Source organism: Burkholderia sp. Ac-20353 (assembly GCF_017104785.1).
Taxonomy (GTDB): Bacteria; Pseudomonadota; Gammaproteobacteria; order Burkholderiales; family Burkholderiaceae; genus Burkholderia.
In genome coordinates, this window is the sequence record NZ_JAAGPL010000075.1 from 16,072 (window position 1) to 39,318 (window position 23,247).

Sequence of the window (23,247 nt, forward strand, 5' to 3'; positions counted from 1 at the left end):
ATCAGGTAGAATCCGCGCTTCGCCGCAGGCGCCCGGCACGCGACGTGCCCGGAGCCGCCTCGAATGCAGGTCCGGGCGCACATCGTGCCCCAGTTTCGCGCCCCGATTTCGCGCGGACGCCGGCTCACCATGCTGCCGGCCCGCTCAACGTTCGTCTCGTCTTATGTCCGCACTTCCGAATTCCGACCGGCCCGGTTCGTCCGGCAATCCACCCAAGCTCCATCGCGCGCTGAAGGCGCGCCACCTGACGATGATCGCGATCGGCGGCTCGATCGGCACCGGCCTGTTCGTCGCGTCCGGCGCGTCGATCTCGCAGGCCGGCCCCGGCGGCGCGATGGTCGCGTACATGCTGATCGGCCTGATGGTCTACTTCCTGATGACGAGCCTCGGCGAGATGGCGGCCTTCATGCCGGTGTCGGGCTCGTTCGCGACCTACGGCGCGAAATACGTGGACGAAGGCTTCGGCTTCGCGCTCGGCTGGAACTACTGGTACAACTGGGCGGTGACGATCGCGGTCGAACTGGTCGCCGCGCAGCTCGTGATGCACTACTGGTTTCCGGACGTGCCGGGCGTGTGGTGGAGCGCGGCGTTCCTGGGCGTGATGTTCCTGCTCAACGCGCTCACCGTGCGCGGCTTCGGCGAGGCCGAGTACTGGTTCGCGCTGATCAAGGTCGTCACCGTGGTCGCGTTCATCGGCGTCGGCCTGCTGATGATCTTCGGCATTCTGAAGGGCGCGCCGGGCAACGGCTGGGGCAACCTGACGATCGGCGATGCGCCGTTCGCGGGCGGCCTGCCGGCGATGATGGGCGTCGCGATGATCGCGGGCTTCTCGTTCCAGGGCACCGAGCTGATCGGCGTCGCGGCCGGCGAATCGGAAAACCCGCGCACGACGATCCCGCGCGCGGTGCGCCAGGTGTTCTGGCGGATCCTGCTGTTTTACGTGCTCGCGATTTTCGTGATCGGCGTGCTGGTTCCTTACACCGACCCGAACCTGCTGAAGAGCGACGTGACCGACATCGGCGTGAGCCCGTTCACGCTCGTGTTCCGCCACGCGGGCCTCGCGTTCGCGGCCGGCGTGATGAACGCGGTGATCCTGACCGCCGTGCTGTCGGCCGGTAACTCGGGCATGTATGCGTCGACGCGGATGCTGTACAACCTCGCGACCGAAGGCCGCGCGCCGAAGCTGTTCGCAAAGCTGTCGCCGGGCGGCGTGCCGCGCAATGCGCTGTACGCGACGACCGCGGTCGGCGCGCTGTGCTTCCTGACGTCGCTCTACGGCGACAAGACGGTCTACATGTGGCTGTTGAACACGTCCGGGATGACGGGTTTCATCGCGTGGCTCGGCATTGCGGTCAGCCATTACCGGTTCCGCAAGGGCTACGTCGCGCAGGGCCATAGGCTCGACCAGCTCCCGTACGAATCGAAGTGGTTCCCGTTCGGCCCGCTGTTCGCGTTCGTGCTGTGCATCGTGATCGCGCTCGGCCAGGACTATCAGGCGTTCCTCGCGAACAAGATCGACTGGATCGGCGTGCTCGCGACCTACGTGGGCATCCCGCTGTTCTTCGTGGTGTGGGCCGGCTACCGGATCGTGAAAAAGTGCCGCTTCGTCCGCTACGACGAGATGGAGATCGCGCCGTGGTTGGCCGCGAGCCGGGAAGCGCAGCACGGGACGAAGGTGCAGCCGGTGTCGACACCGGAAACTGCCGCGTGACGCGTGCGGTACATGGGCACCGCATGCGAGCGATGAAACGGGAAGCCTTGCGCTGATGGGCTTCCAGGCGGTACAGGGCTGATAGCAGGGCGGAGACCAAAATCTCCGCCTTTTTTTGTGCCTTTCGGTCGAAAAATCTGACAAAAGTACAAGATTTCGTGCGCGTCGATTAGGGCGCTGGGCGATCTGCTCAAATAGCGCAATCGGCTGCTGCCATGCCTTCCTTCGGCTGCCCGTCGGAGAGCAAACATCCCGCTTGCGAAGAAGCTCCGCCACGTCGGCTGAAAAAATTTTAGTGAAAAATCAATGGGATACGGGCATTTCGAGATTAGCGTACCGAAAAGTACGCTAATCTCGACGCGTCAGCCCGAATTGAATGAGACGGTACCTTCACAGTCTGCAATCGGCGTTGGTGGGCACGGATCGATTCGTATTTTTCGTTTAAATTCAATTAGTTGAAATGATTTCGCGGTTAGCGTACAGTTTAGTACGCTAACTTATCGAGGGTGGTATGGCGGATTGGCGTTTTTATGGGCGACGCAGCACGTTGGACCAATTGCGCGGACTACTGAAGCAGCCTCGATGGTTCTTCTGCCGGATTCAGGGTCGCAGGCGCATTGGCAAGACGACGCTGTTGCGCGAACTGGCGCGCGACGAGGAAGCGCTTGCCGAGCGTCTCTTCTACGTGCAAATTCCAGACTCTGACCAGATAGACGTCTGCAGCCAGTTCCGGCGCGCACTGCAAGACAGTCTCTCAAATACCGTCCAGGCGCTGGCAAATGACGTGCACGACTTCGCGTCAATGGCGCGCGCAATCGCTACGATGAACCGCGCCGGCATCATCGTGGTTCTGGACGAATTCCAGTATTTCACTTCTCCACAGCTTGCCGCGTTCAACTCGTTCCTGCAGGCCGAGGTAGACGTCCTGCGCGAATCGAAAAGCGGCGGCCTCTTTGTGCTGGGGTCATTGCAATCCGAGATGAGCGCTCTGCTCGACGACCGGGCGGCTCCGCTGTACGGCAGACTGACCCATTCCTTTCGCCTCGACCACTGGGATTTCGAAGACCTGCTTACCGTGTACGGCGACCATGGCCTGGAAGACTCGTACCAGTGGCTCCTGTTGTGGGCCTACTTTGAGGGCGTACCGAAGTTTTACAGAGATGCCTACGGGCAAGGGCTTTTCGATGTTTCCCCTGACCAGCTGCGCAACGAGCTTCTTGTCCGCCTGTTCCTGAGCGAAGGCAGCCCGCTTTCGGAAGAAGCGGACACCTCGTTCCTGCGCGAGATGAAAGGACAATTGCTGTCCATCCTGCACTTCGTGGCAGAGCACCCGGGCACCGGCCACAACGAACTCGTAGCGAGCATGCAGTCACCGACCGACACGGGCCGTTCATTGGGCGCACAGCTCAAGAAACTGGTCGACAACTACGGGATGATCGACCGGCGTCACCCGGTATTCTCGGACAGTCGCAGCCGCAACGCCCGATACTACGTGACGGATAATTTCTTGCAGGCATGGATTGCGGTTGTCCGGCCCGCGCGGGATGCGGCGCGAATGCAACTTCGCGAGCGGGTGCTGGAAAAGGTAAAACCACGTAGCGAAACGCTCGAGGGTTTTGCGTTTGAGAAGCTCATCCGGCAGCTGCACGTCGAGTGTTCAAGAAAGGGCAAGGGCGACTTTCCCATCACATCGTTAGAGGTCGGTTTCTGGAACCGTGCTCGTTCAGTCGACCGACTTATCGAGCTTGACATCGTGGCATTGAACAGCGACGACAAGCGTGTGCGTTTCGGCTCCTGCAAACGAAGCGCAAGCGCGCACGATAACGGGGCGCTGGCCACCTTCGAGCATCACATAGCGGGATTCATGTCGACAGCGGAGGGCCGTAAGCTCACCGGCTGGGGCGTCGAAAAGGTGCTATTTTCGCCGACCTTTTCCAAGAAAGAGACACCCGGTCTCGAGAGGGCCGGATACCGTTGTCTTGATTTGAACGCCTACGCGCAGCTCTTCTGAGCGGCTTCCCTGAGCGACATCTGTTTTTTTTCACCGATCCCTTTCGGCATAGGGTCAAAGCCGGTTATATTTCCCGACCAATCCGGGCTGCTGGCTGGCAGGCGCGGCCCGCGCCGCCACCGGCCAGGCCGGCCACCGGTGCGCACGCGGCGCGCCAGGCAGCCGGCACCCGGTGTTTCAATCGCCCCGTCGGGACCGGCACGGCGCGCGGGGCGCGCAACCGAGAGGAATTCATGAGCGCATCACCTGCCGAGCGGACGGCCGAGCCCGTCTCCATCGTGCGAATCGAAGCTGCGATCAATGCGTGGCGCGAAGTGTACCCGCCGGCCCCGGACGGCGAGGACGGCTACGCGCTCGATGCCGGCAGCGACTGTCTCGCCGAACTCTACGGCGCGATGATTTGCTATCGGCAGACGAGCGTGCCGTTCGACACGCTGAGCGCCGACCAGCGCGACGCGCTGGTCGCGACCGAGGCGTAACACCGCGCCGACGGGCGCGGGCGATGCAACGGGAGGCCGGCCGCTTCCCGTTTTGCTGTTGCGCGCGGCGCCGGCCGGCATGGCCCGGATTCAAGTCCGCGCCGATTCTGCCGACAATTCGCGCATCACGACAACGGAGATTCTGCATGGATTCGAACAAGCGGCGGGCAACGCGGCTCGCGTCGCTGGCGGTGGCAGTGGCGGCGGGCGCGGCGTTCGCGCTGGCGGGATGCGCACCGGCGATACCGGTGCAGGACGCGCATCTCGTTGCATCGGCAAGCACCACGCCGGTCAAGGTCGTCAGGCAGGAAGCGACGGTGCGGCTGTCGACCGGCTACACGCGCGTGATTGCGGCGGGCTCGCAGTGGCGTGACGTCGGGTCGCTGCCTCAAGGTCGCGTGTTCAGGGCCGTAAACACGGTGTTCGCCATCGAGGGGCGCCAGGTGCACGAGGCTTACCTGGTGTTGAGTGGCGACGCGCTGGTGGGTTTCTACCTGCCTGGAGAGACGCACTTCTCTCCGCTCGATCCACCCGTACCACTTCAACTGGGAGACCATCAATGATCAAAATGTGCCGTGCGCTGCTGCTGGCCGGCAGTGTAGCGTTGCTCGCGAGCGGTTGCGCGTCCGGGCCGCAGTACAAGGAAATGGCGTCGTCGATTCCGACGCTGGCGTCGGACCATGGCCGGATCTACTTCCTCCGTTCCGGCTCCATGTTCGGCGCGGGACTGCAGCCGGAGATCAAGCTGAACGGGCAGGTCGTCGGGAAGTCGAAGCCGGGCGGTTTCTTCTATGTCGATGAGCCGGCTGGCCAGTACACGGTGTCGACCGCGACCGAAACGGAAAAGACGGTGTCGTTCGCGCTGGATGGGGGCGAGACGAAGTACGTGCGCACGTCCGTGGCGCTTGGCGTGCTCGTCGGCCGCGTCGTGCCGTCGCTCGAGGATTCGGGCACCGCGATGGCCGCGATTAGCGACCTGAAGTATGCACCCGCCGATCCGCAAGCCGCGCAATCGGCAGACAGCAAGCTGAAGTAATGCCGTACGGCCGCGCGCCCGGCGCGCGGCCGTACCGCGTGTGCCGGTCGATGCCGCCCGTCGAAGGCGGCATGGCCGGCGCCTCATGTCATCCCGGTCATCCCGGTCATCCCTGATCCCCACCCCCCACCGGCAGCACCGACCCCGTGATATACGACGCGTCGTCCGACGCGAGAAACAGGATCGCACCGACCTGCTCGTCGATCGTGCCGTAGCGATGCATCGGGCTCGATGCGATCGTCTGGTCGACGATGGCCTGGTACCACTGCGCTTCCTGCTCGCTCTGCGGTTCGGTATTGCGCGGCACGATGCGCGGCGGCGCTTCGGTGCCGCCGGTCGCGACCGCGTTCACGCGAATCCCGTGATGCGCCTGCTCGAACGCGAGGCTCGCGGTCAGCGCATTGACGCCGCCTTTCGCGGCCGCGTACGGAATCCGGTGAATGCTGCGCGTCGCGATCGACGACACGTTGACGATCGCGCCGCGCCGGCGCGCGATCATGCCCGGCAGCACCGCGTGGCAGCACCACAGCGTCGGAAACAGCGAGCGGCGGATCTCGGCCTCGATCTGGCCGGTTTCATACGCGTCGAACGGCTTCGCCCAGATCGTGCCGCCGACGTTGTTGATCAGCACGTCAATGCGGCCGAAGGTGTCGAGCGCGGCCTGCGTCATCTGCGCGGCGCCGTCGGCGGTTTCCAGGTCGGCGAGCACCGCGATCGCGCGGCCGCCTTCCTGCTCGATAGCGGCAGCGACGTCGCGCACGGTCGGCGCGCGGTCGACGAGCACGAGCGTCGCGCCTTCGCGCGCGGCGCGCAGCGCGACGCCGCGGCCGATTCCCTGTCCGGCGCCGGTGACGACGACGATCTTGTCCGCGAAGCGGTTCGGATGGCGCGTGTTCATGCGGCGTTGCTCGACGAGAATTTTTCGAAATACAGGTTGGCCGGCGTGACGCCGCATTCGCGCAGCCACGCCTGCACCGCGTCGACCATCGGCACGGGGCCGCACAGATAGATGTCGACGTCGCCGTCGTTGAGCCACGCCGGATCGACGTGCGCGGTCACGTAGCCCTTGCGCGGATGCGTGCTGCCGGCGTCGGCGACGCAGGTCCGGTATTCGAAACCCGGCAGGCGGCGCGTGACGGCGTCGAGCTGGTCGAGCGCGACGAGATCGGCGTCGTTCGTCACGCCATACACCATCCGCACGGCCTGGCCGTTCGTGCGCGCCGCGCAGACGTCGAGCATCGACAGGAACGGCGCGATGCCGGTGCCGCCCGCGAGGAACAGCGCGGGCCGCGCGGCGTCGCGCAGGTAGAAGCTGCCGTGCGGCCCGGAGAACGCGATCCGCTGGCCCGGCGCGGCGTCCTGCGCGAGATAGCCGCTCATCCTGCCGCCCGGCACGTTGCGCACGATGAACGACACGCGCGGCGTGCCCGGCTGCGAACTGAACGAATACGAGCGCGACGATGCCGTACCGGGGATCTCGACGTTCACGTATTGCCCGGCGAGGAAGCCGAGCTGGTCGGGCGCGTCGAGGTCGATCGCGAAGTGGAGCGTCGAGTCCGACAGCTTGTCGACCGCCGCGAGCGTGCCTTCGTGGCGCGCGGCGCCCGTCTTGCACGCGGTCGACGACGCCGGCACGCGGATCACGCAGTCGCTGCGCGGGCGCGTCTGGCACGCGAGCACGTAGCGCTGCGACGCTTCGTCGGCGGTGAGCGCGTCTTCGATGTAGCTCGATTCCGGCAGCTCGTAGTTGCCCGACTCGCAGTGGCAGCGGCAGGTGCCGCAGGCGCCGTCGCGGCAGTCGAGCGGGATGTTGATCTGCTGGCGGTATGCGGCGTCGGACAGCTTTTCGCCGTCGCGGCACGCGATGAAGCGGGTCACGCCGTCTTCGAATTGCAGGGCGATGGTGTGTTCCATGGTTGTCCTCTCACTAGATGTGATAGACGTCGATCACCTGATTGATGTAGTCGTTCTTCAGTACGACATACTTGTTCAGGATCTGCGGCGCAGCGCCGTTGAAATCGATCACGTAACGCGACATGCCGAAGTAGGTCGACACGGTCTTGTAGCGAAAGCTCAGCGTGTGCCAGTTGAAGCGCACCGTGCAGACGCCGCCTTCGTGCTGCTCCAGCTCGACGTTCGCGATGTTGTGGCTCGTGCGCGTGTCGGGCATCGTCGCGCTCGAGCGCTCGGTCTTGATGCGGAACACGCGATCCTCGAGCCCTTGCCGGTTCGGATAGAAGATCAGCGAGATCTCGCGCTGCGGATCGGTGACGAGCGTGTCGTCGTCGTCCCACGACGGCATCCAGAACTGTGCGTCCGGGTGGTAGCAGGCAAGCCATTCGTCCCACTGCTCGTCGTCGAGCAGGCGGCTTTCGCGGTACAGGAACGCCTGGATGTCGGCGATCGAAATCGTGTTCATGCGTGGCTCCGTTCCAGGCGTTCTGCTTCGATGGCCCTCTTCATCGTCTCGGCCCAGTAGCGGTGCTGCACCGTATAGAGCCCTTCGTCTTCCGTCTTCACGCCGCTCATCACCGGGTTCAGGCCGATCGTGCGGGCGGCGTCGTCCGGGCCGTCGATCCAGTGCGTCGAGCCGCGGCACATGTCGTTCCATTCGACCGCGATGCCCGCGTAGCCCTGCTGGCACGCGCGGAATTCCTCGAGGTCGTCGGGCGTCGCCATCCCGCTCACGTTGAAGAAATCCTCGTACTGGCGGATGCGGCGTGCGCGCGCATCGGTGTCCTCGCCCTTCGGCGCGATGCAGTAGATCGTCACTTCGGTGCGGTTCACCGACAGCGGGCGCAGCACGCGGATCTGCGAGCCGAACTGGTCCATCAGGTACACGTTCGGATACAGGCACAGGTTCCGCGAGTTCTGGATCATCCAGTCCGCGTTCGCGCTGCCGCAGCGTGCGGCGAATTCGTCGCGGCGGCTGAAATTCGGGCGGTCTTCCGGATTCGACCAGCGCGACCACAGCAGCATGTGGCCGCGCTCGAACGCATAGAAGCCGCCGCCCTGACGCCCCCAGCCGCCGGCATCCATCGCGCGGATCTTGTCCTCGCGCGCGTCCTGCTCCTTGCGGTGGTTCGTCGTCGCCGCGTAGTTCCAGTGCACGGCCGACACGTGATAGCCGTCCGCGCCGTTCTCGGCGGTCAGCTTCCAGTTGCCTTCATACGTATAGGTCGACGCGCCGCGCAGCACTTCGAGGCCGTCGGCGGACTGATCGACGATCATGTCGATGATCCGTGCCGCTTCGCCGAGGTGTTCCTGCAACGGCGGCACGTCGGGGTTCAGGCTGCCGAACAGGAAGCCGCGATAGCTTTCGAAGCGCGCGACCTTCTTCAGGTCGTGCGAGCCTTCCTTGTTGAAGCACTCCGGATAGCCGGCGCCTTCCGGGTCCTTCACCTTCAGCAGTTTGCCGCTGTTGTTGAAGGTCCAGCCGTGGAACGGGCACGTGTAGGTCGCCTTGTTGCCGCGCTTGTGGCGGCACAGCATCGCGCCGCGGTGCGTGCACGCGTTGACGAACGCGTTCAGCTCGCCCTGGCGGTTGCGCGCGATGAACACCGGCTGGCGGCCCATGTATGTCGTGTAGTAATCGTTGACGTTCGGAATCTGGCTCTCGTGCGCGAGGTAGATCCAGTTGCCTTCGAAGATGTGCTTCATCTCCAGCTCGAACAGCGTTTCGTCGGTGAACGCGCTGCGATGCAGGCGATAGTCGCCGCTTGCCTTGTCTTCGACGAGGAAGTCGTCGAGCGAACTGACGGTCGGCGCGCGGTCGGGATAGATCGGGATCATCGGGTGTCTCCTGTGTCTTGAGTCGAATCAGGCCGCCGCGCGGTTGCGTGCCACTTCGGCACCCGGCGCCGCCTCATGCTCGCCGTTCAACCGGAAATCGAAGTCGATCGACGCGAACGGCCGGTCGACGCCGTGGCGGTCGAGTTCCGCGGTGTCGGTCACGCGCTCGATCGCCGGCACGAGGCCTTCGCGGCTCGCGAACGCGAAGTCGTCCCACAGGTACGCGTCGCCGTCGATGTTGATCTGCGTGGTCAGCTTGCGATGGCCCGGCGCGGACACGAAGAAGTGGATATGCGCGGGGCGGCGGCCGTGACGGCCGAGCCGGTCGAGCAGGCGCTGCGTGGTGCCGTCGGGCGGGCAGCCGTAGCCGACCGGCACGATGCTGCGGAACCGGTAGCGGCCGTGCGCGTCGGTCACGATCGTGCGGCGCAGATTGAATGCGCTTTGCGTCTTGTCGAAGAACGAGTAGTTGCCGTGCAGGTTCGCGTGCCACACCTCGACTGTCGCGCCCGCGAGCGGCGCGCCGTTCTCGCCGTACACCGTGCCCTGCATGAACAGCACGTCGCCGTCGGCTTCGTCCGTGCCGTCGTCGAGGCGCGCGAAGCCGCTCGACGCCGGCGCGCCGGCTACGTACAGCGGGCCTTCGATCGTGCGCGGCGTCGCGCCCGTCAGGCCGGCCTTCGCGTCGGCTTCGTCCAGCCGGATGTCGAGGAAGCGTTCGAGGCCGAGGCCGGCGGCGAGGAGGCCGAGCTCCTGCGTCGCGCCCGCCTCGGACAGGTATTCGATCCCTTTCCAGACTTCGGACGGCGTCAGGTCGAGATCCTCGATCGCCTTGAACAGGTCGCCCGTCAGGCGCACGACGACCTGCCGGATGCGGGGATCGGCTTCGCCGTGCGCGGCGCCGACGACGAACCCTTCGACGAGGGCTTCGATGTCACTGTGGGTCATTGTCTACTCCTGGCTCTGGTGGGCGGCGATCCGGCGGGATTCGCACATTTCCTCTGACTTTTCCTCTGGCTTGCGCGGCTTCGGACCGGTTGGTGCATTAATGCTCCGAAGGTATAGTTGTGGGGTTCCGAGCGGGCAGTTGAAGGATAGTTGCGCGTGAAATACGTCGTCCAACACTGATTTAGTATCAGTTCCATATCCAGGAGGTATTGAAATGGAGCTGCGGCACCTTCGTTACTTCGTCGCGGTCGCCGACGAGCGGAATTTCACGCGCGCGGCGGAGCGGTTGCACATTGCGCAACCGCCGCTGAGCCGCCAGATCCAGCAGCTCGAGGAGGTGCTCGGCGTGCTGCTGTTCGAGCGCAACGCGCGGCCGCTGAAGCTGACCGACGCGGGGCGGTTCTTCTATTCGCACGCGGTGCAGCTGCTGGCGCAGACGGCCGAGCTGGAGTCGATGACGAAACGGATCGGCAAGATCGAACGGAGCATGTCGATCGGGTTCGTCGGCTCGACGCTATACGGGATGCTGCCGAAGATCATCCGGCGCTTTCGGGACGAGTACCCGGCTGTCGAGCTGAGCCTGCACGAGATGTCGACGATGGACCAGATCAAGGCGCTGAAGGAAGGGCGGATCGATGTCGGGTTCGGGCGCATCCGTCACGAGGATCCGAGCGTGCGACGCGTCGTGTTGCGCGAGGAACGCATGATCGTCGCGCTGCCGCTCGGCCATCCGCTCGAGCGCGCGAAGGACGTGCTGTCGCTGCACGACCTCGTCAACGACACGCTGATCATCTTTCCGAAGGCGCCCCGGCCGAGCTATGCGGACCAGGTGCTCGCCGCATTCCACGACCGTGCGCTGAAGCCGCGGCGCATCTACGAGACGCGCGAGCTGCAGATCGCGCTCGGCCTCGTTGCGATGGGCGAGGGCGTGTCGGTCGTGCCGCACAGCGTGTACGGGCTGAAGCGCGACGACGTCAGCTACAAGGCGCTCGACGATCCGAACCTCGTGTCGCCGATCATCATGAGCATGCGGATGCTCGACGAATCGGAAGACATCCGCGCGATGCAGGCGCTGATCTACCGGCTCTACGACGAAGCGAAGATGGACTATCTGCCGCCGCAGCAGGAGTGACGCTTGACGCGCCGCACGTCGCCGCGCCAACATGGCCGGCAACCTGCCGGGCCGCATGACCGCGGCCGCTTTCAAACACAAAACACACCGACATGACCGATACGTTCACCGAGGAGACCTGGATCGTGACGCCGCAAGGGCGTCTCTTTGCGAAACGCTGGCGCGGCGCGCCGGCAGCCGATGCGGCCGCGTGCCCGATCGTGCTGCTGCACGATTCGCTCGGCAGCGTCGCGCTGTGGCGCGACTTTCCACAGCAGCTCGCGCAGGCGACGCGCCGCGACGTGATCGCGTACGACCGGCTCGGCTTCGGCCAGTCCGATCCACACGCCGGGCAATTGTCGCCGACGTTCGTGCGCGACGAAGCCGACCATGCGTTCCGCGCGCTGCGCGAGCAGCTCGGCGTCGAGTCGTTTGTCGCATTCGGGCACAGCGTCGGCGGCGGGATGGCGGTGGGCTGCGCGGCCGCGCACGCCGATGGATGCCGCGCGCTCGTGACGGTGGCCGCGCAGGCGTTCGTCGAGGAGCGCACGCTGGCCGGCATTCGCGATGCCGAACGCCAGTTCGAGGAGCCCGGCCAGCTCGATCGTCTAGCGCGGTATCACGGCGACAAGGCGGAGTGGGTGCTGCGCGCGTGGGTCGATACGTGGCTGTCGCCGGCGTTTCGCGACTGGAGCCTCGACGACGTGTTGCCGCAGGTGCGCTGTCCGACGCTCGCGATCCATGGTTCGCAGGACGAATACGGCTCGTCCGTCCACCCGGACCGCATCGCGTCGCGCGTCGCCGGAGCGTCGTCCGTCGTGATGCTGAGGGAATGCGGACACACGCCGCACCGCGAGCGGACGGCCGATGTGCTGACGGCGGTCGGCGAGTTCCTGCACCGCTCGGGCGCTTGAGCGCCCGGTTCGGCGACGAACCGCAGCCGATCAGAACGCGAGCTGAATCGCGAGATCGAGCGCGAGCAGCGCGATCGAACAGCCGATGCCGAGGATCACGTTCGGCAGCCGGTGCTCGAAGTCGCGGTCCTTGCGCATCGCGGCGCCGAGCAGGTAAAGCGCTTCGATGACGATCTGCATGCCGACGAACAGCAGCATCAGCAGATACTCATAGCCCATCTCCTTGAAGCCGGCGAAGTGCATCCCGTGATCGCGGATCCACTGGCCGACGCGCAGCAGTTCGTAGACGAACAGCAGTGCGGGAAACAGGTAGCTGACGAAGTAGGTGGGCGCGCTGGCGTGCCGTAGTTCGAGGTGGAAATGATGCGTGGTAGCCATCACGAATCCTCCTTGCAAACAGGTTTGCGATCGCAACGGCGGCGCGACAACGTGCATATGAGGGTTTGCCCGGTGCACTACGCGCAGCCGTACGTCAACAGCATACTGCCGCGCGGCGAATTTGGCATAAGGGTGTATCGCTATGGCGACGTCGGCTTACGGTTGCCGTACAGCGGTTGCGATGCCGTTGCCAACCGGTCGCGCTGCGATGCCCGCTGCCCGCGCGCCGCATGCCGCGCCGATCACGCGCGCCGTGCGCCGCCTGATGACGCTTTCGCTTCCGCTCCTTCGACGAACAGCCGGACGATCGCCTGAAACTCCCGTTTCAGCGACAGCCCCGGCACGTTCAGCCAGCGCAGCATCGCCGCGAGATAGAGGTGGTGGAACCACGTCGCGAGCTGGTCGGCCGGCAACGACGGGTTCAGTTCGCCCGACTGCTGCCCCGCGGCGATCAGCTGCTGCCACACGAGCGCGATATCGCTGCCGTTCGCGCTGCCGTTCGCGCTGCCGCTCTCCGGCCCGGTCGTGCCGATGCTCAGGAAGCGATGCCGCAGATACGCGAGCAGATAGACAGGATGCTGTTCGCACCACGCGGCCGACGCGTCGAGCACGCACGCGATGCGCGATGCGAAGGTTTTCCGCCGCGCGACGTCGCGTTGCAGATGCGCGAGGTCGCGGGCCAGCTCGCCTTCGAGCCAGTGCGCGAGGACGGCTTCCTTCGTCGGGAAATGGTTGTACAGCGTGCGCTTCGCGACGTCCGCCGCCGCGGCGATCTGCTCCATCGTGACTGCGTCGTAGCCGTGCGCATCGAACAGCCGCGCGGCAGTTGCGGCGAGATGCGACAGCATCTGCATGCGCTTGCGCGCGCGGCGGCCCCGATCGTCGGTGGTGGGTTCCATGGCGAAGGCCTTTACAGAAAGTGTACGAATTGCATTAGTATACGACGTGCATTTTTGTGATGCCACTCCACTGCGTTGCGCTAAGGGATTCAAGCATGAAGCTCGTCATCGTCACGTATGGCACTGAAGGCGATACACGCCCGCTCGCGGCGCTCGGTCGCGCGCTGATCGACGCCGGCCACGACGTGCAGCTGTTGGCCGACGCCGCGACACTCGGTTCGGCTGCCGCGCTCGGTGTGCCGTCGGCCGCGCTGTCGGGCGACATCCGCCGCGCGCTCGCACCGGGCGAGGTGTTGTCGGACGCGGTGAACGGACGGGGCGGCTTCAGCGACACGTCGAAGGCGCTCGCGGCGATCGCGAATGCGAATACCGCTGCGTGGATGCGCGAAGCCGCCGATGCGTCGGCCGGATGCGATGCGATCGTCGTATCGGGGCTCGCGGCGTTCGTCGGGCTGTCGGTCGCCGAGTATCGCGGCATTCCCGCGATCGGCGCGGGCCTCATTCCGATCACGCCGACGGCCGGGTTTCCGTCGCCGTTCCTGCCGCCCGACAAAGTGCCGCGCTGGCTCAACCGCGCGAGCCACCGGTTCGTGAATGCGATGCTGTGGCACGCGTTCCGGCGCTCGACCAATGCGGCGCGCACGAGCGTTTGCGGCCTGCCGCCGCGCAAGCGCGTGTGGACCGAGCATCCGATGCTGTACGGCGTGTCGCCGGCGCTGCTGTCCGGCCCCGCCGACTGGCCGGACAACGCGTGCGCTTGCGGCCAATGGAGCGTCGACGATCCGGCGTGGACGGCGCCGCCGGCGCTCGGGGCGTTTCTCGACGCGGGCGAACCGCCGATCTATGTCGGTTTCGGCAGCATGGCCGGGTTCGATCGGGCGGCGCTGGCCGATGCGCTGACGACGGCGCTCGCGGGCCGCCGTGCGCTGTTCTATCCGGGATGGAGCGGGATCGATGCGTCCGCGCTGCCAGGGAATGTGTTCGTCGTCGGCGACACGCCGCATCGCTGGCTGTTTCCGCGCACGTCGATGGTGATTCATCACGGCGGGTCGGGCACCACGCACTCGGCGGCCCGCGCGGGCGTGCCGTCGGTCGTCGTGCCGTTCGCGGGCGACCAGTTCTTCTGGGCGAACCGGCTGCAGCGGCTCGGCGTCGCCGGTGCGCCGGTGGCCGGCAAGCGGATGCGGGCGGCCGACCTCGCGCGCGGCATCGCGTTTGCAGCGCGCGACGATGTGAAGGCGCGCGCGGCCGAACTGGGCTCGCGCATCGCGGTGGAGCACGGCGTGCGGCGCGCTGTCGCCGAGATCGAGCGTTGGGTGGCGAGCGGGCGCGCGAATGCCCGCGTCAGAAGTGCCCGGTGAACCGGTAGCGGCTGCCCGGATGCCACAGATTGACCGCCGACGCGACGACGCCTTGCGACCACGTGCGCCGGTGCAGCATCAGGCACGGCTCGCGTTCGTCCATCGCCAGCAGGCGGCGCGTTTCTGCGTCGGACATCGCGGCTTCGATCCGGTATTCGACGCGCTGCAGCGGCGCGACGCGCATCAGGTACTGGTTCGGCGTCGTCGTCGTAAAGTCCTGCAGTGCGTATTCGGGTGCGCAGGCCGGGTTGACCCAGCGTTCCTCGAGCTGCACCGGCGTGTCGTTCTCGAAGTGCAGCACGCGCGAATGGAAGATCGGGCTGCCGGTGTCGAGCTGCAGCTCGTCGGCGAGCTTCGCGTCGGCGACCGTCGCGCCGACGTGAAGCACCTGCGCGCGATAGCCGTGGCCGCGCGCGGCGACTTCGTCGGAGATGCTGCGGATCGCGACGAGCGTCGATTCGTATTTCGGCGATGCGACGTAGGTGCCCGAGCCGCGCGTGCGCGTGAGCACCTGTTCGGCCGTCAGCTCGCGCAGCGCGCGGTTGACGGTCATCCGCGCGACGTTGAATTCGCGCGCGAGTTCGTTCTCCGACGGCACCTGGTCGCCTTCCGCCCATTCGCCGGCGTGGATGCGCGCGAGGATGAAATCCTTGATTTCCTGGTAGATCGGTGTGGTCATGGGATCGCAATTCCTGAATCGGCGGCCGCTTGCCGCCGAATCCCGGCCCGGCGCGCCCGCGGCGCCGAGTGTACCGGTTTCCCGGGCGCGCGGGCCCGGTTTCCGGTGAATGATCCCTTTTCATGCGGCGCGCGTCCATGCGGGATTGCACAGAGTGCCGCTGCTGTCGTCAGAACCGGTGCCGCATGCCGACGGTCGCCGCGACCTGCGTATTGGTCGACGACGCCCCCAGCCCGTTGATGCTCGCGAAGCCGAGCGTCTCGCCCGACGCGACGCCGAACTGGTGCTGGTACACCGCTTCCGCATAGACGTCGGTGCGCTTGCTCAGCGCGTAGTCCGCCATCAGCGACACCTGATGCCATTTCGGGCGATGGCTGCCGGTCGCGTCGTCGTAGCGGCCGTTGGTGAACGTATAGGCGCCGGCGAACGACACGGCCGAATCCAGCGCATACCGGGCGTTGACTTCGTAGTTGTCGAAGCGCAGCGAATTCAGCGCGCCCGCCAGCGACGACGCGGCCGTCTGGTCGAGCATCGAGTGCGTCCACAGCGCGCCGACCGTCAGCCGCTCGAACGCGTAGCTGCCGCCGACGCCCATCACGCGCTGGCGGGCAGCCGGAAAATTCGCGGCGTCGTTCGTCGACAGCGCGCCGCCCAGGTTCAGGCCGCCGCGATTGAGCTGCAGGTACGCGGCGCCGAAATTGATCGGGCCGTTCGCATACGACAGCCCGGCGCTGTATGCGCGGTTGTCCGAAAAGCCAGGCTGGTTGCTGAAGCCGTACAGGCCGCCGAATTGCCATCCGGCGATTGTCGGGCTCGTGTATTTGACCGAATTGTTGATATAGAACGAATCGTCGACGTTGTCGTTGTCGAACGGGTGGGCGGCGAGGTTGTTGCCGTCGCCGTTGTTCGACATCGCGAGCGGGCCGAGGTAGTCGACGACCGCATCGTATTGGCGGCCGAGTGTCAGCGTGCCGTAACGGTCGCTTTGCAGGCCGACGTAAGCGCGGCGGCCGAACATCGTGTTCTTGTAGGACTGCGTGCCGTTGTTCAGGTTGAAACCGCTCTCGAGACGGAACAGCGCATGCAGGCCGCCACCGAGATCCTCTGCGCCGTTCAGGCCGAAGACGGTGTTCGACAGCAGCCCGCTGCCTTGCTGCCACACGCTCTTGCCCGACTGGTTGTTCGTATAGGCGATGCCGGCATCCAGCAGGCCGTAAAGGGTGACGCTGCTTTGTGCGTGTGCGGTGACGCTGAGTACGGCGACCGACAGCGCGCCGACGACTTCTTTTTTCATTGTTGGACTTCCTGGAAAGACCCGTTGCAACGGGCGAGCTACGAATGACGAGCGCGATAGGCAGCGAGGCGGACCGGTTTAATCCGGACCGCGCCTCAGTGTGGCTTGGCGTGCCGACGGCGCTCGTCAGAAACCGCAAAAAATAGGGAAGGCCGCGTCGGATGCGCGGCGTGCCGCCTGGGGCCTGTTCACGCCAATGACGGGCTTGCGAATGTGCGTTGCCGGCCCTAGCGCCGCGACGGACGGATCGCGCCCAGCTCGGCCTCGGGCAGCAGCCGGATGATCGACGACATGACTTGCGACACGAGCGACTTCGCAAGCTCGATTTGCAGGCACGCACGGCCGGTCTGGCGATTGATCTCGGCCGTGTAGATGCTCAGCGCGGGACCGAGCGCGTTGTGCAGCATGCGGCGCGCGGCGGCCAGATTCTCGGTCTCGACCCGGATCGACAGCAGCACCGGGCAATCCGAGATGCGCCTGCGCGGTCGCGGCACGATGCGCTGGCCGGCAGCGGCCGGCTGCGAACGGAGAAGATGCGCAAGTGTGATCGAAACGGATTCTGATCTAGGCGATTTCATGCATTTATCTCCGCGCCGCATCACCGCCCCGCGTTACAGAGATCCTGTGTGGAACATGGCGCTCATTCTAGGAATGGCGATGAAGATTCAGTGTATAGACTGACGTCGCGCTCGAAAAAATCACATAAAAGCGCGCACGCATCGCCCGGTGTCGAATATGAAATGCGCGCGTCGCGTCTTTACACGTTTTTTACTTCTCGAAAGGAAATTGAACACCGCTTTGATACGCGGATTCCTACACTGTCGCATCCCGTTCTCTCGCCGAGCATGGGGTGGTTGTCGTCCGGCCTGATGCGCCGCCTTAGCGGCGCGGGCCGGCGACGTTGACGGTGCCGCGGGTATTCCGCGCAAGCAAAACAAAAGGGGAAGGCGATGTTGTGGATTTCAGGGGGCATTTCGGTCGCGCTCTTCATCTATCTGTTCCATGCGTTGATCAAGCCGGAACGGTATTGATACGCGTATTGCAACGGAAATTGGAAAAATATCGGTGAACCTTATGAGCGATCTGCTTTTCGTGCTGTTCGCGCTCGTGTTCTTCGTGTTGACGGCCGGTTTCATCAACGGCCTGGACAGGATTTGAGCGAGCGTCGACATGTTCAATAACCTCATTCAATTTGTGATCGTGCTGGCGATCATGCTGGCGCTGGTGCCCGTGGTCGGGAAATGGCTGGCGCATGCGTTCACGAGCCCGCGCCATGCGTGGGTCGAGCGGCGCACGTACGCGCTGCTGGGCGTCGACCCGGCCGAGACGATGTCGTGGAAGCGTTACGGGATGGTGCTGCTGCTCAGCAACGCGGGCATGATGCTGCTCGGGTATCTGCTGCTGCGCGTGCAGGACGTATTGCCGTTCGACTCGCTGCAGCGCGCATCGCAAAGCCCCGACCTCGCGTTCAACACGGCCGCGTCGTTCATCACGAACACGAACTGGCAGGCCTACGCGGGCGAAAGCAGCCTGTCGAACTTCTCGCAGATGGCGGTCATCACGTTCCTGATGGTGGTCAGCGCGGCGACGGGCGTCGCCGCCGCAGGCGGGTTCATTCGCGGGCTGAGCCGCAAGAGCGCGGCGGATATCGGCAATTACTGGGTGGACTTCACGCGCGTGACCTACCGCGTGCTGCTGCCGCTCAGCTTCGTGATGGCGCTCGTCTATGTGTGGCAGGGCATCCCGCAGACGCTCGCAGCCGACGCGTGGGCGACCACGCTGGAAGGCGCGCGGCAGCAGATCCTGACGGGCCCGGTCGCGAGCCTTGAGTCGATCAAGCATATCGGCACCAACGGCGGCGGCTTCTTCAGCATGAACGCCGCGCATCCGTTCGAGAATCCGACGCCGCTGACCAACACGCTGCACATGCTGAGCATGCTGCTGATTCCGTCGGCGCTGACCTACGCGCTCGGCAGCATGATCGCGCGGCGCCGTCAGGGCTGGGTGCTTCTCGGCGCATTCGTCGTGATGTTCGTCGGCTTCCTCGCGGTGATCTACCAGGCCGAGCAGCACGGCAATCCGCTGCTCGCGGGGTTGGGCGTCGATCAGGTCATGAGCGCCGAACAACCGGGCGGCAACCTGGAAGGCAAGGAAATGCGCTTCGGCATCGCGCAGACGAGCCTGTTCGCGACCGTCACGACGGCCGCGACGACCGGCTCGGTGGATGCGATGCACGACTCGCTGACGCCGCTCGGCGGGCTCGTGCCGATCGCGCAGATGATGCTGAACAACGTGTTCGGCGGCGACGGCGTCGGGCTGATCAACCTGTTCACGTTCGCGATCCTGACGGTGTTTCTCGTCGGGATGATGATCGGGCGCACGCCGGAATTCCTCGGCAAGAAGATCGAGGCGCGCGAGATGAAGCTGGTGATGCTCGCGGTGCTCGCGCATCCGTTCAGCATTCTCGGCTTCACCGCGCTCGCCGCGATGCTGCACTCGACGATGGACAGTCTCGCGAACCTCGGGCCGCACGGTTTCAGCGAGGTGCTGTACGCGTACACGTCGGGCACCGCCAACAACGGCTCCGCGTTCGCGGGGCTGAACGCGAACACGCCGTTCTTCAATACGACGATCGGTTTCGCGATGCTGATCGGCCGCTACCTGACGCTGTTGCCGATGCTCGCGGTCGCCGGCTGTCTCGCCGCGAAGAAAAGCGTACCCGAGAGTGCCGCGACGCTCTCCACGTCGACGGGCCTGTTCGCCGGCCTGCTGATCTTCGTGATCCTTGTTGTCGGCGGCCTCACGTTCCTGCCCGCGCTCGCGCTCGGTCCGGTCGTCGAGCACCTGCTGATGACGAGCGGCCAACTGTTCTGAGGAAACCATCATGGCTCAAACCAATCGCCACGCAGCAGCGGCCGCAGCCGCCGTGCCGGCCCCCGGTCAGTCGTTCGTCGATGCGACGCGCGGGCTCGTGCGTCCCGTGATCGCGTCGTCGGTGCTGTTCATGCTCGTTACCGGCCTCGCGTACCCGCTGCTCACGACCGGCGTCGCGAACGTGCTGTTCCCGTCGCAGGCGCGCGGCAGTCTCGTCGTGCGCGACGGCGTCACGGTCGGCTCGACGGTGATCGGGCAGAACTTCGCCCGCACGGACTATTTTCATCCGCGTCCGAGCGCGACGGTCGGCACCGATCCGGCCGATCCCGCGAAGACCGTCGACCAGCCGTACAACGCGGCCGGCAGCGGCGCAAGCAACCAGGGTGCGACCAGCAAGAAGCTGCTCGCGGACATCACGGCGCGTGTGCGCGTCTATCGGCAGCAGAACGGGCTTGCTGAAAATGCGCCGGTGCCCGTTGACGCGGTGACCGCGTCCGCGTCCGGGCTCGATCCGGACATCTCGCTCGCGAACGCGCGGCTGCAGGCGGCGCGGGTCGCGCACGCACGCGGCGCGACGGTCGCGCAGGTGCTCGCGCTCGTCGAACAGATCGCCGCGCCGCGCCAGCTCGCGGTGCTCGGCGAGCCCCGCGTGCCGGTGCTCGCACTGAACCTCGCGCTCGACCGCGCATTCGGCGAGACGGCCGACAAGACAGCCGGCAAGGCGGCCGAAAAGTCGACCGGCAAGGCCGCCGGAACGCGGTAACGGAACGCCAAGGAGTCCTTTCATGTCCCATATCGAAACTTCGATCAATCAGGCTGTCGCGCCGCTCGGCGACGTGCCGCGCATGCGCTGGACGGCGGTCCTGCGTGAAGCGTTCAGGAAACTCGCGCCGCAGGTTCAGTGGAAGAACCCGGTGATGTTCGTGGTCTACCTCGGCAGCATCGTCACGACGCTGCTGTGGCTGCAGGCGCTGACGGGCGCCGGCGATGCGCCGGCCGGCTTCATCTTCGGCGTCGCATGCTGGCTGTGGTTCACGGTGCTGTTCGCCAACGCGGCCGAGGCGCTCGCCGAAGGACGCGGCAAGGCGCAGGCCGAAGCGCTGCGCGCGGCGCGCAAGCGCGTGTACGCGAAGGTGCTCGACGAGCCGAAGCGCTACGGCAGCACGAGCCATCGCGTGCCGAGCGACGAACTCGCGGCGGGCAGCATCGTGCTCGTCGAAGCCGGCGACACGATTCCGGCCGACGGCGAGGTGATCGACGGCGTCGCGTCGGTCGACGAATCCGCGGTCACCGGCGAATCCGCTCCGGTGATCCGCGAGTCGGGCGGCGACTTCTCGTCGGTGACGGGCGGCACGCGCGTGCTGTCCGACTGGATCGTCGTGAAGGTCACCGCGAACCCAGGCGAGGCGTTTCTCGACCGGATGATCGCGATGGTCGAGGGCGCGAAGCGCGGCAAGACGCCGAACGAGATCGCGCTGTCGATCCTGCTGGTTGCGCTGACGATCGTGTTCCTGCTCGTCTGCGTGACGCTGCTGCCGTTCTCGCAATTCAGCGTGCTGCTCAATGCATCGGGTTCCGCCGTGAGCCTGACCGTGCTGATCGCGCTGCTGGTCTGCCTGATCCCGACGACGATCGGCGCGCTGCTGTCGGCGATCGGGATCGCCGGCATGAGCCGGATGATGCGCGCGAATGTGCTCGCGACGTCGGGCCGCGCGATCGAGGCGGCCGGCGACGTCGACGTGCTGCTGCTCGACAAGACCGGCACGATCACGCTCGGCAACCGCGAGGCCGTGCAGTTCCGGCCGGCGCCCGGCGTGGATGAACGCACGCTCGCAGAGGCCGCGCTGCTGTCGTCGCTTGCCGATGAAACGCCGGAGGGGCGCTCGATCGTCGCGCTCGCGAAGCAGCGGTTCGCGCCGCAGATGCCGGACGTCGAAGGGCGCGTCGCGGTGCCGTTCAGCGCGCGCACCCGGATGAGCGGGCTCGACATCGGCGGCCGGCAGGTGCGCAAGGGCGCGGCGTCCGCGATTCGTGAGCACGTCGCGGCGCTCGGCGGCCGGTTTCCGAACGAGGTCGACGCGGCCGTCAACGACATCGCGCGCCGCGGCGGCACGCCGCTCGTGGTTGCCGACGACGGCAAGGTGCTCGGCACGATCGAACTGAAGGACATCGTGAAGCACGGCATCAAGGCGCGCTTTGCCGAGTTGCGCAAGGTCGGCGTGAAGACCGTGATGATCACCGGCGACAACCGGCTGACCGCGGCGGCGATCGCGGCGGAAGCGGGCGTCGACGACTATCTCGCGGAAGCGACGCCGGAAGACAAGCTGCGCCTCATTCGCGAGCATCAGGCGAAGGGCCACCTGGTCGCGATGACGGGCGACGGCACCAACGACGCGCCGGCGCTCGCGCAGGCCGACGTGGCCGTCGCGATGCATAGCGGCACGCAGGCGGCCAAGGAAGCGGCCAACATGGTCGATCTGGACAGCAGCCCGACGAAGCTGATGCAGGTCGTCGAGGTCGGCAAGCAGATGATCATGACGCGCGGCGCGTTGACGACGTTCAGCGTCGCCAACGATCTCGCGAAGTACTTCGCGATCATTCCGGCGGCGTTCGTCGCGACCTATCCGGCGCTCGGCGCGCTGAACGTGATGCGGCTGCACAGCCCGACGTCGGCGATCCTGGCGGCCGTGATCTTCAACGCGCTGATCATCGTCGCGCTGATTCCGCTCGCGCTGAAGGGCGTGAAATACCGGGCGGAGCCCGCGGACCGGCTGCTGTCGCGCAACCTGTTGATTTACGGCGTCGGTGGTATCGTCGCGCCGTTCATCGGCATCAAGCTGATCGACATGCTGCTGACGCCGTTCGTCTGACCGTCACGCGTCGTCCGGCCCCGCGCCGCGCCTGTTCCGGCGCGCGCGGGGCCGGACGCGTTTGACGCGGCGTGCGTCGAGCCTCGAGCCTCGGGCTTTTGTCCGGGGACGGATGGACGGACGCCGCAGGAATCCGCTGCCTTCGGGCGCGGGTATCTCAACTGCGTGGATTGCGATTGAACGTGAACGACGTGCATCGACATACAGACGACCTGCGCGAGGTCGCCGGACCGAAACCGGCCCGCGAGGGTCGCGGCCATTGGAAGCGCTTCGTCGGCGCCTGTTCGGGCGTCGTGGCCCGGATCGCCGGAACCGATCCGGACTCCGGACCGATGTGGCCCGGCGGCAATACACGGGCACCGGCACAGGCACAGGCACAGGCGCGCGTCCGCGTGCGCGCGTCGCCCTACATCGCGCCGCTCGCGTGGGCGACCATCATCTGCGGACTGGCCACGGTCGCCGCGAGCGCGCTGTTGCGCGTGTTCGACCTGTCGAACGTCGTGATGCTGTTCCTGCTGACCGTCGTGTTCGTCGCGCTGCGGTTCGGCCGCGCGGCCGGTGCGTGGGCCGCGTTCGTGTGCGTCGGCTGCTTCGATTTCTTCTTCGTCGAGCCGCGCTGGTCGTTCGCGGTGTCCGACACGCAGTACGTGTTCACGTTCGCGCTGATGCTCGCGGTCGCACTCGCGATCGGCCAGCTCGCGGCGCGCCTGCGCACGGAGGCGCGTGCCGCGCGGGCCAACGAAAAGCGGTCGGCGGCGCACGCGCGGGTCGCGCACGACCTGTCGGCGGCGATCGAGACCGAGCAGATCGCATCGGTCTGCACCGACGCGATCGGGCCGCTGCTGGGCGTGCACGTCGCGCTCGTGCTGCCCGACGCGGACGACCGTGTG

22 protein-coding genes are annotated in these 23,247 nt (G+C 66.0%); 12 read left to right on the forward strand and 10 right to left on the reverse strand.

Features of this window, described 5'->3' with window-relative positions; all coding sequences use genetic code 11:
* Window positions 1-163: 163 nt before the first annotated feature.
* The 5 genes from G3N94_RS21510 to G3N94_RS21530 all read left to right on the forward strand — a co-directional run bounded on the left by G3N94_RS21510 (window position 164) and on the right by G3N94_RS21530 (window position 5,237).
* Complete coding sequence (locus G3N94_RS21510; RefSeq protein ID WP_205794585.1) at window positions 164-1,711, forward strand: amino acid permease; 1,548 nt, start codon at window positions 164-166, stop codon at window positions 1,709-1,711.
* Window positions 1,712-2,222: 511 nt separating this feature from the next.
* On the forward strand, window positions 2,223-3,722 hold the full coding sequence (locus G3N94_RS21515; protein ID WP_205794586.1) for an ATP-binding protein: 1,500 nt from the start codon (window positions 2,223-2,225) through the stop codon (window positions 3,720-3,722).
* A gap of 233 nt (window positions 3,723-3,955) precedes the next feature.
* Window positions 3,956-4,201 carry a DUF3717 domain-containing protein gene (locus G3N94_RS21520; RefSeq protein WP_205794587.1) on the forward strand — a complete coding sequence of 82 codons (246 nt, stop codon included), beginning with the start codon at window positions 3,956-3,958 and terminating at the stop codon, window positions 4,199-4,201.
* A 146-nt stretch (window positions 4,202-4,347) separates the two neighbouring features.
* On the forward strand, window positions 4,348-4,764 hold the full coding sequence (locus G3N94_RS21525; RefSeq protein ID WP_241021996.1) for a hypothetical protein: 417 nt from the start codon (window positions 4,348-4,350) through the stop codon (window positions 4,762-4,764).
* Window positions 4,761-5,237 carry a DUF2846 domain-containing protein gene (locus G3N94_RS21530; RefSeq protein ID WP_205794588.1) on the forward strand — a complete coding sequence of 159 codons (477 nt, stop codon included), beginning with the start codon at window positions 4,761-4,763 and terminating at the stop codon, window positions 5,235-5,237. Before G3N94_RS21525 ends, G3N94_RS21530 begins: the two co-directional genes overlap by 4 nt.
* A gap of 106 nt (window positions 5,238-5,343) precedes the next feature.
* On the opposite strand, the gene G3N94_RS21535 is transcribed toward G3N94_RS21530, so the two are convergent.
* The 5 genes from G3N94_RS21535 to catA are packed head-to-tail and all read right to left on the reverse strand — an operon-like array spanning window position 5,344 to window position 9,977.
* Window positions 5,344-6,135 carry a 1,6-dihydroxycyclohexa-2,4-diene-1-carboxylate dehydrogenase gene (locus tag G3N94_RS21535; RefSeq protein ID WP_205794589.1) on the reverse strand — a complete coding sequence of 264 codons (792 nt, stop codon included), beginning with the start codon at window positions 6,133-6,135 and terminating at the stop codon, window positions 5,344-5,346.
* Window positions 6,132-7,151: a benzoate 1,2-dioxygenase electron transfer component BenC gene (gene benC, locus G3N94_RS21540; protein ID WP_205794590.1), complete on the reverse strand. Its 1,020-nt coding sequence runs from the start codon at window positions 7,149-7,151 to the stop codon at window positions 6,132-6,134. The genes G3N94_RS21535 and benC overlap by 4 nt, the downstream gene beginning before the upstream one ends.
* Window positions 7,152-7,164: 13 nt before the next feature.
* Entirely contained in the window at window positions 7,165-7,656 is a 492-nt protein-coding gene (gene benB / locus G3N94_RS21545; protein ID WP_205794591.1) for a benzoate 1,2-dioxygenase small subunit, read from the reverse strand.
* Window positions 7,653-9,029, reverse strand: a complete 1,377-nt coding sequence (gene benA, locus G3N94_RS21550) for a benzoate 1,2-dioxygenase large subunit (protein WP_205794592.1) — start codon at window positions 9,027-9,029, stop codon at window positions 7,653-7,655. Before benA ends, benB begins: the two co-directional genes overlap by 4 nt.
* A gap of 27 nt (window positions 9,030-9,056) precedes the next feature.
* Window positions 9,057-9,977 (reverse strand): catechol 1,2-dioxygenase, encoded by a 921-nt coding sequence (gene catA / locus G3N94_RS21555; RefSeq protein WP_205794593.1) that lies wholly within the window; start codon window positions 9,975-9,977, stop codon window positions 9,057-9,059.
* 214 nt (window positions 9,978-10,191) lie between these two features.
* Between catA and G3N94_RS21560 the strand changes: the two genes are divergently transcribed.
* Window positions 10,192-11,109, forward strand: coding sequence for a LysR family transcriptional regulator (locus G3N94_RS21560; protein ID WP_205794594.1), 918 nt, complete (start codon window positions 10,192-10,194; stop codon window positions 11,107-11,109).
* Between the two features lie 92 nt (window positions 11,110-11,201).
* The gene (locus tag G3N94_RS21565) at window positions 11,202-12,002 is read left to right on the forward strand and encodes an alpha/beta hydrolase (RefSeq protein ID WP_205794595.1); all 801 of its coding nucleotides are present in this window, start codon (window positions 11,202-11,204) and stop codon (window positions 12,000-12,002) included.
* A 30-nt stretch (window positions 12,003-12,032) separates the two neighbouring features.
* On the opposite strand, the gene G3N94_RS21570 is transcribed toward G3N94_RS21565, so the two are convergent.
* The gene (locus G3N94_RS21570; RefSeq protein WP_205794596.1) at window positions 12,033-12,380 is read right to left on the reverse strand and encodes a hypothetical protein; all 348 of its coding nucleotides are present in this window, start codon (window positions 12,378-12,380) and stop codon (window positions 12,033-12,035) included.
* Between the two features lie 242 nt (window positions 12,381-12,622).
* Window positions 12,623-13,279: a TetR/AcrR family transcriptional regulator gene (locus G3N94_RS21575; RefSeq protein WP_205794597.1), complete on the reverse strand. Its 657-nt coding sequence runs from the start codon at window positions 13,277-13,279 to the stop codon at window positions 12,623-12,625.
* A gap of 95 nt (window positions 13,280-13,374) precedes the next feature.
* Between G3N94_RS21575 and G3N94_RS21580 the strand changes: the two genes are divergently transcribed.
* Window positions 13,375-14,640 carry a glycosyltransferase gene (locus G3N94_RS21580; protein WP_205794598.1) on the forward strand — a complete coding sequence of 422 codons (1,266 nt, stop codon included), beginning with the start codon at window positions 13,375-13,377 and terminating at the stop codon, window positions 14,638-14,640.
* Here the strand turns inward: G3N94_RS21580 and hutC are convergent.
* The 3 genes from hutC to G3N94_RS21595 form a co-directional block, all read right to left on the reverse strand.
* Window positions 14,624-15,319 (reverse strand): histidine utilization repressor, encoded by a 696-nt coding sequence (gene hutC, locus G3N94_RS21585; protein WP_205794599.1) that lies wholly within the window; start codon window positions 15,317-15,319, stop codon window positions 14,624-14,626. The genes G3N94_RS21580 and hutC overlap by 17 nt on opposite strands.
* Before the next feature lie 169 nt (window positions 15,320-15,488).
* Window positions 15,489-16,613 (reverse strand): porin, encoded by a 1,125-nt coding sequence (locus G3N94_RS21590; RefSeq protein ID WP_205794600.1) that lies wholly within the window; start codon window positions 16,611-16,613, stop codon window positions 15,489-15,491.
* Between the two features lie 227 nt (window positions 16,614-16,840).
* Window positions 16,841-17,191, reverse strand: a complete 351-nt coding sequence (locus tag G3N94_RS21595) for a hypothetical protein (protein ID WP_241021997.1) — start codon at window positions 17,189-17,191, stop codon at window positions 16,841-16,843.
* Window positions 17,192-17,783: 592 nt separating this feature from the next.
* On the opposite strand from G3N94_RS21595, the gene kdpA reads away from it, so the two are divergent.
* The 4 genes from kdpA to G3N94_RS21620 all read left to right on the forward strand — a co-directional run.
* Window positions 17,784-19,487: a potassium-transporting ATPase subunit KdpA gene (gene kdpA / locus G3N94_RS21605; protein WP_205794601.1), complete on the forward strand. Its 1,704-nt coding sequence runs from the start codon at window positions 17,784-17,786 to the stop codon at window positions 19,485-19,487.
* A gap of 10 nt (window positions 19,488-19,497) precedes the next feature.
* Window positions 19,498-20,250 carry a potassium-transporting ATPase subunit KdpC gene (gene kdpC / locus G3N94_RS21610; protein WP_205794602.1) on the forward strand — a complete coding sequence of 251 codons (753 nt, stop codon included), beginning with the start codon at window positions 19,498-19,500 and terminating at the stop codon, window positions 20,248-20,250.
* A gap of 82 nt (window positions 20,251-20,332) precedes the next feature.
* Window positions 20,333-22,357 (forward strand): potassium-transporting ATPase subunit KdpB, encoded by a 2,025-nt coding sequence (kdpB, locus tag G3N94_RS21615; RefSeq protein WP_205794607.1) that lies wholly within the window; start codon window positions 20,333-20,335, stop codon window positions 22,355-22,357.
* A 191-nt stretch (window positions 22,358-22,548) separates the two neighbouring features.
* The coding region (locus G3N94_RS21620) for a DUF4118 domain-containing protein (RefSeq protein WP_346778721.1) at window positions 22,549-23,247 on the forward strand (699 nt) is incomplete at its 3' end.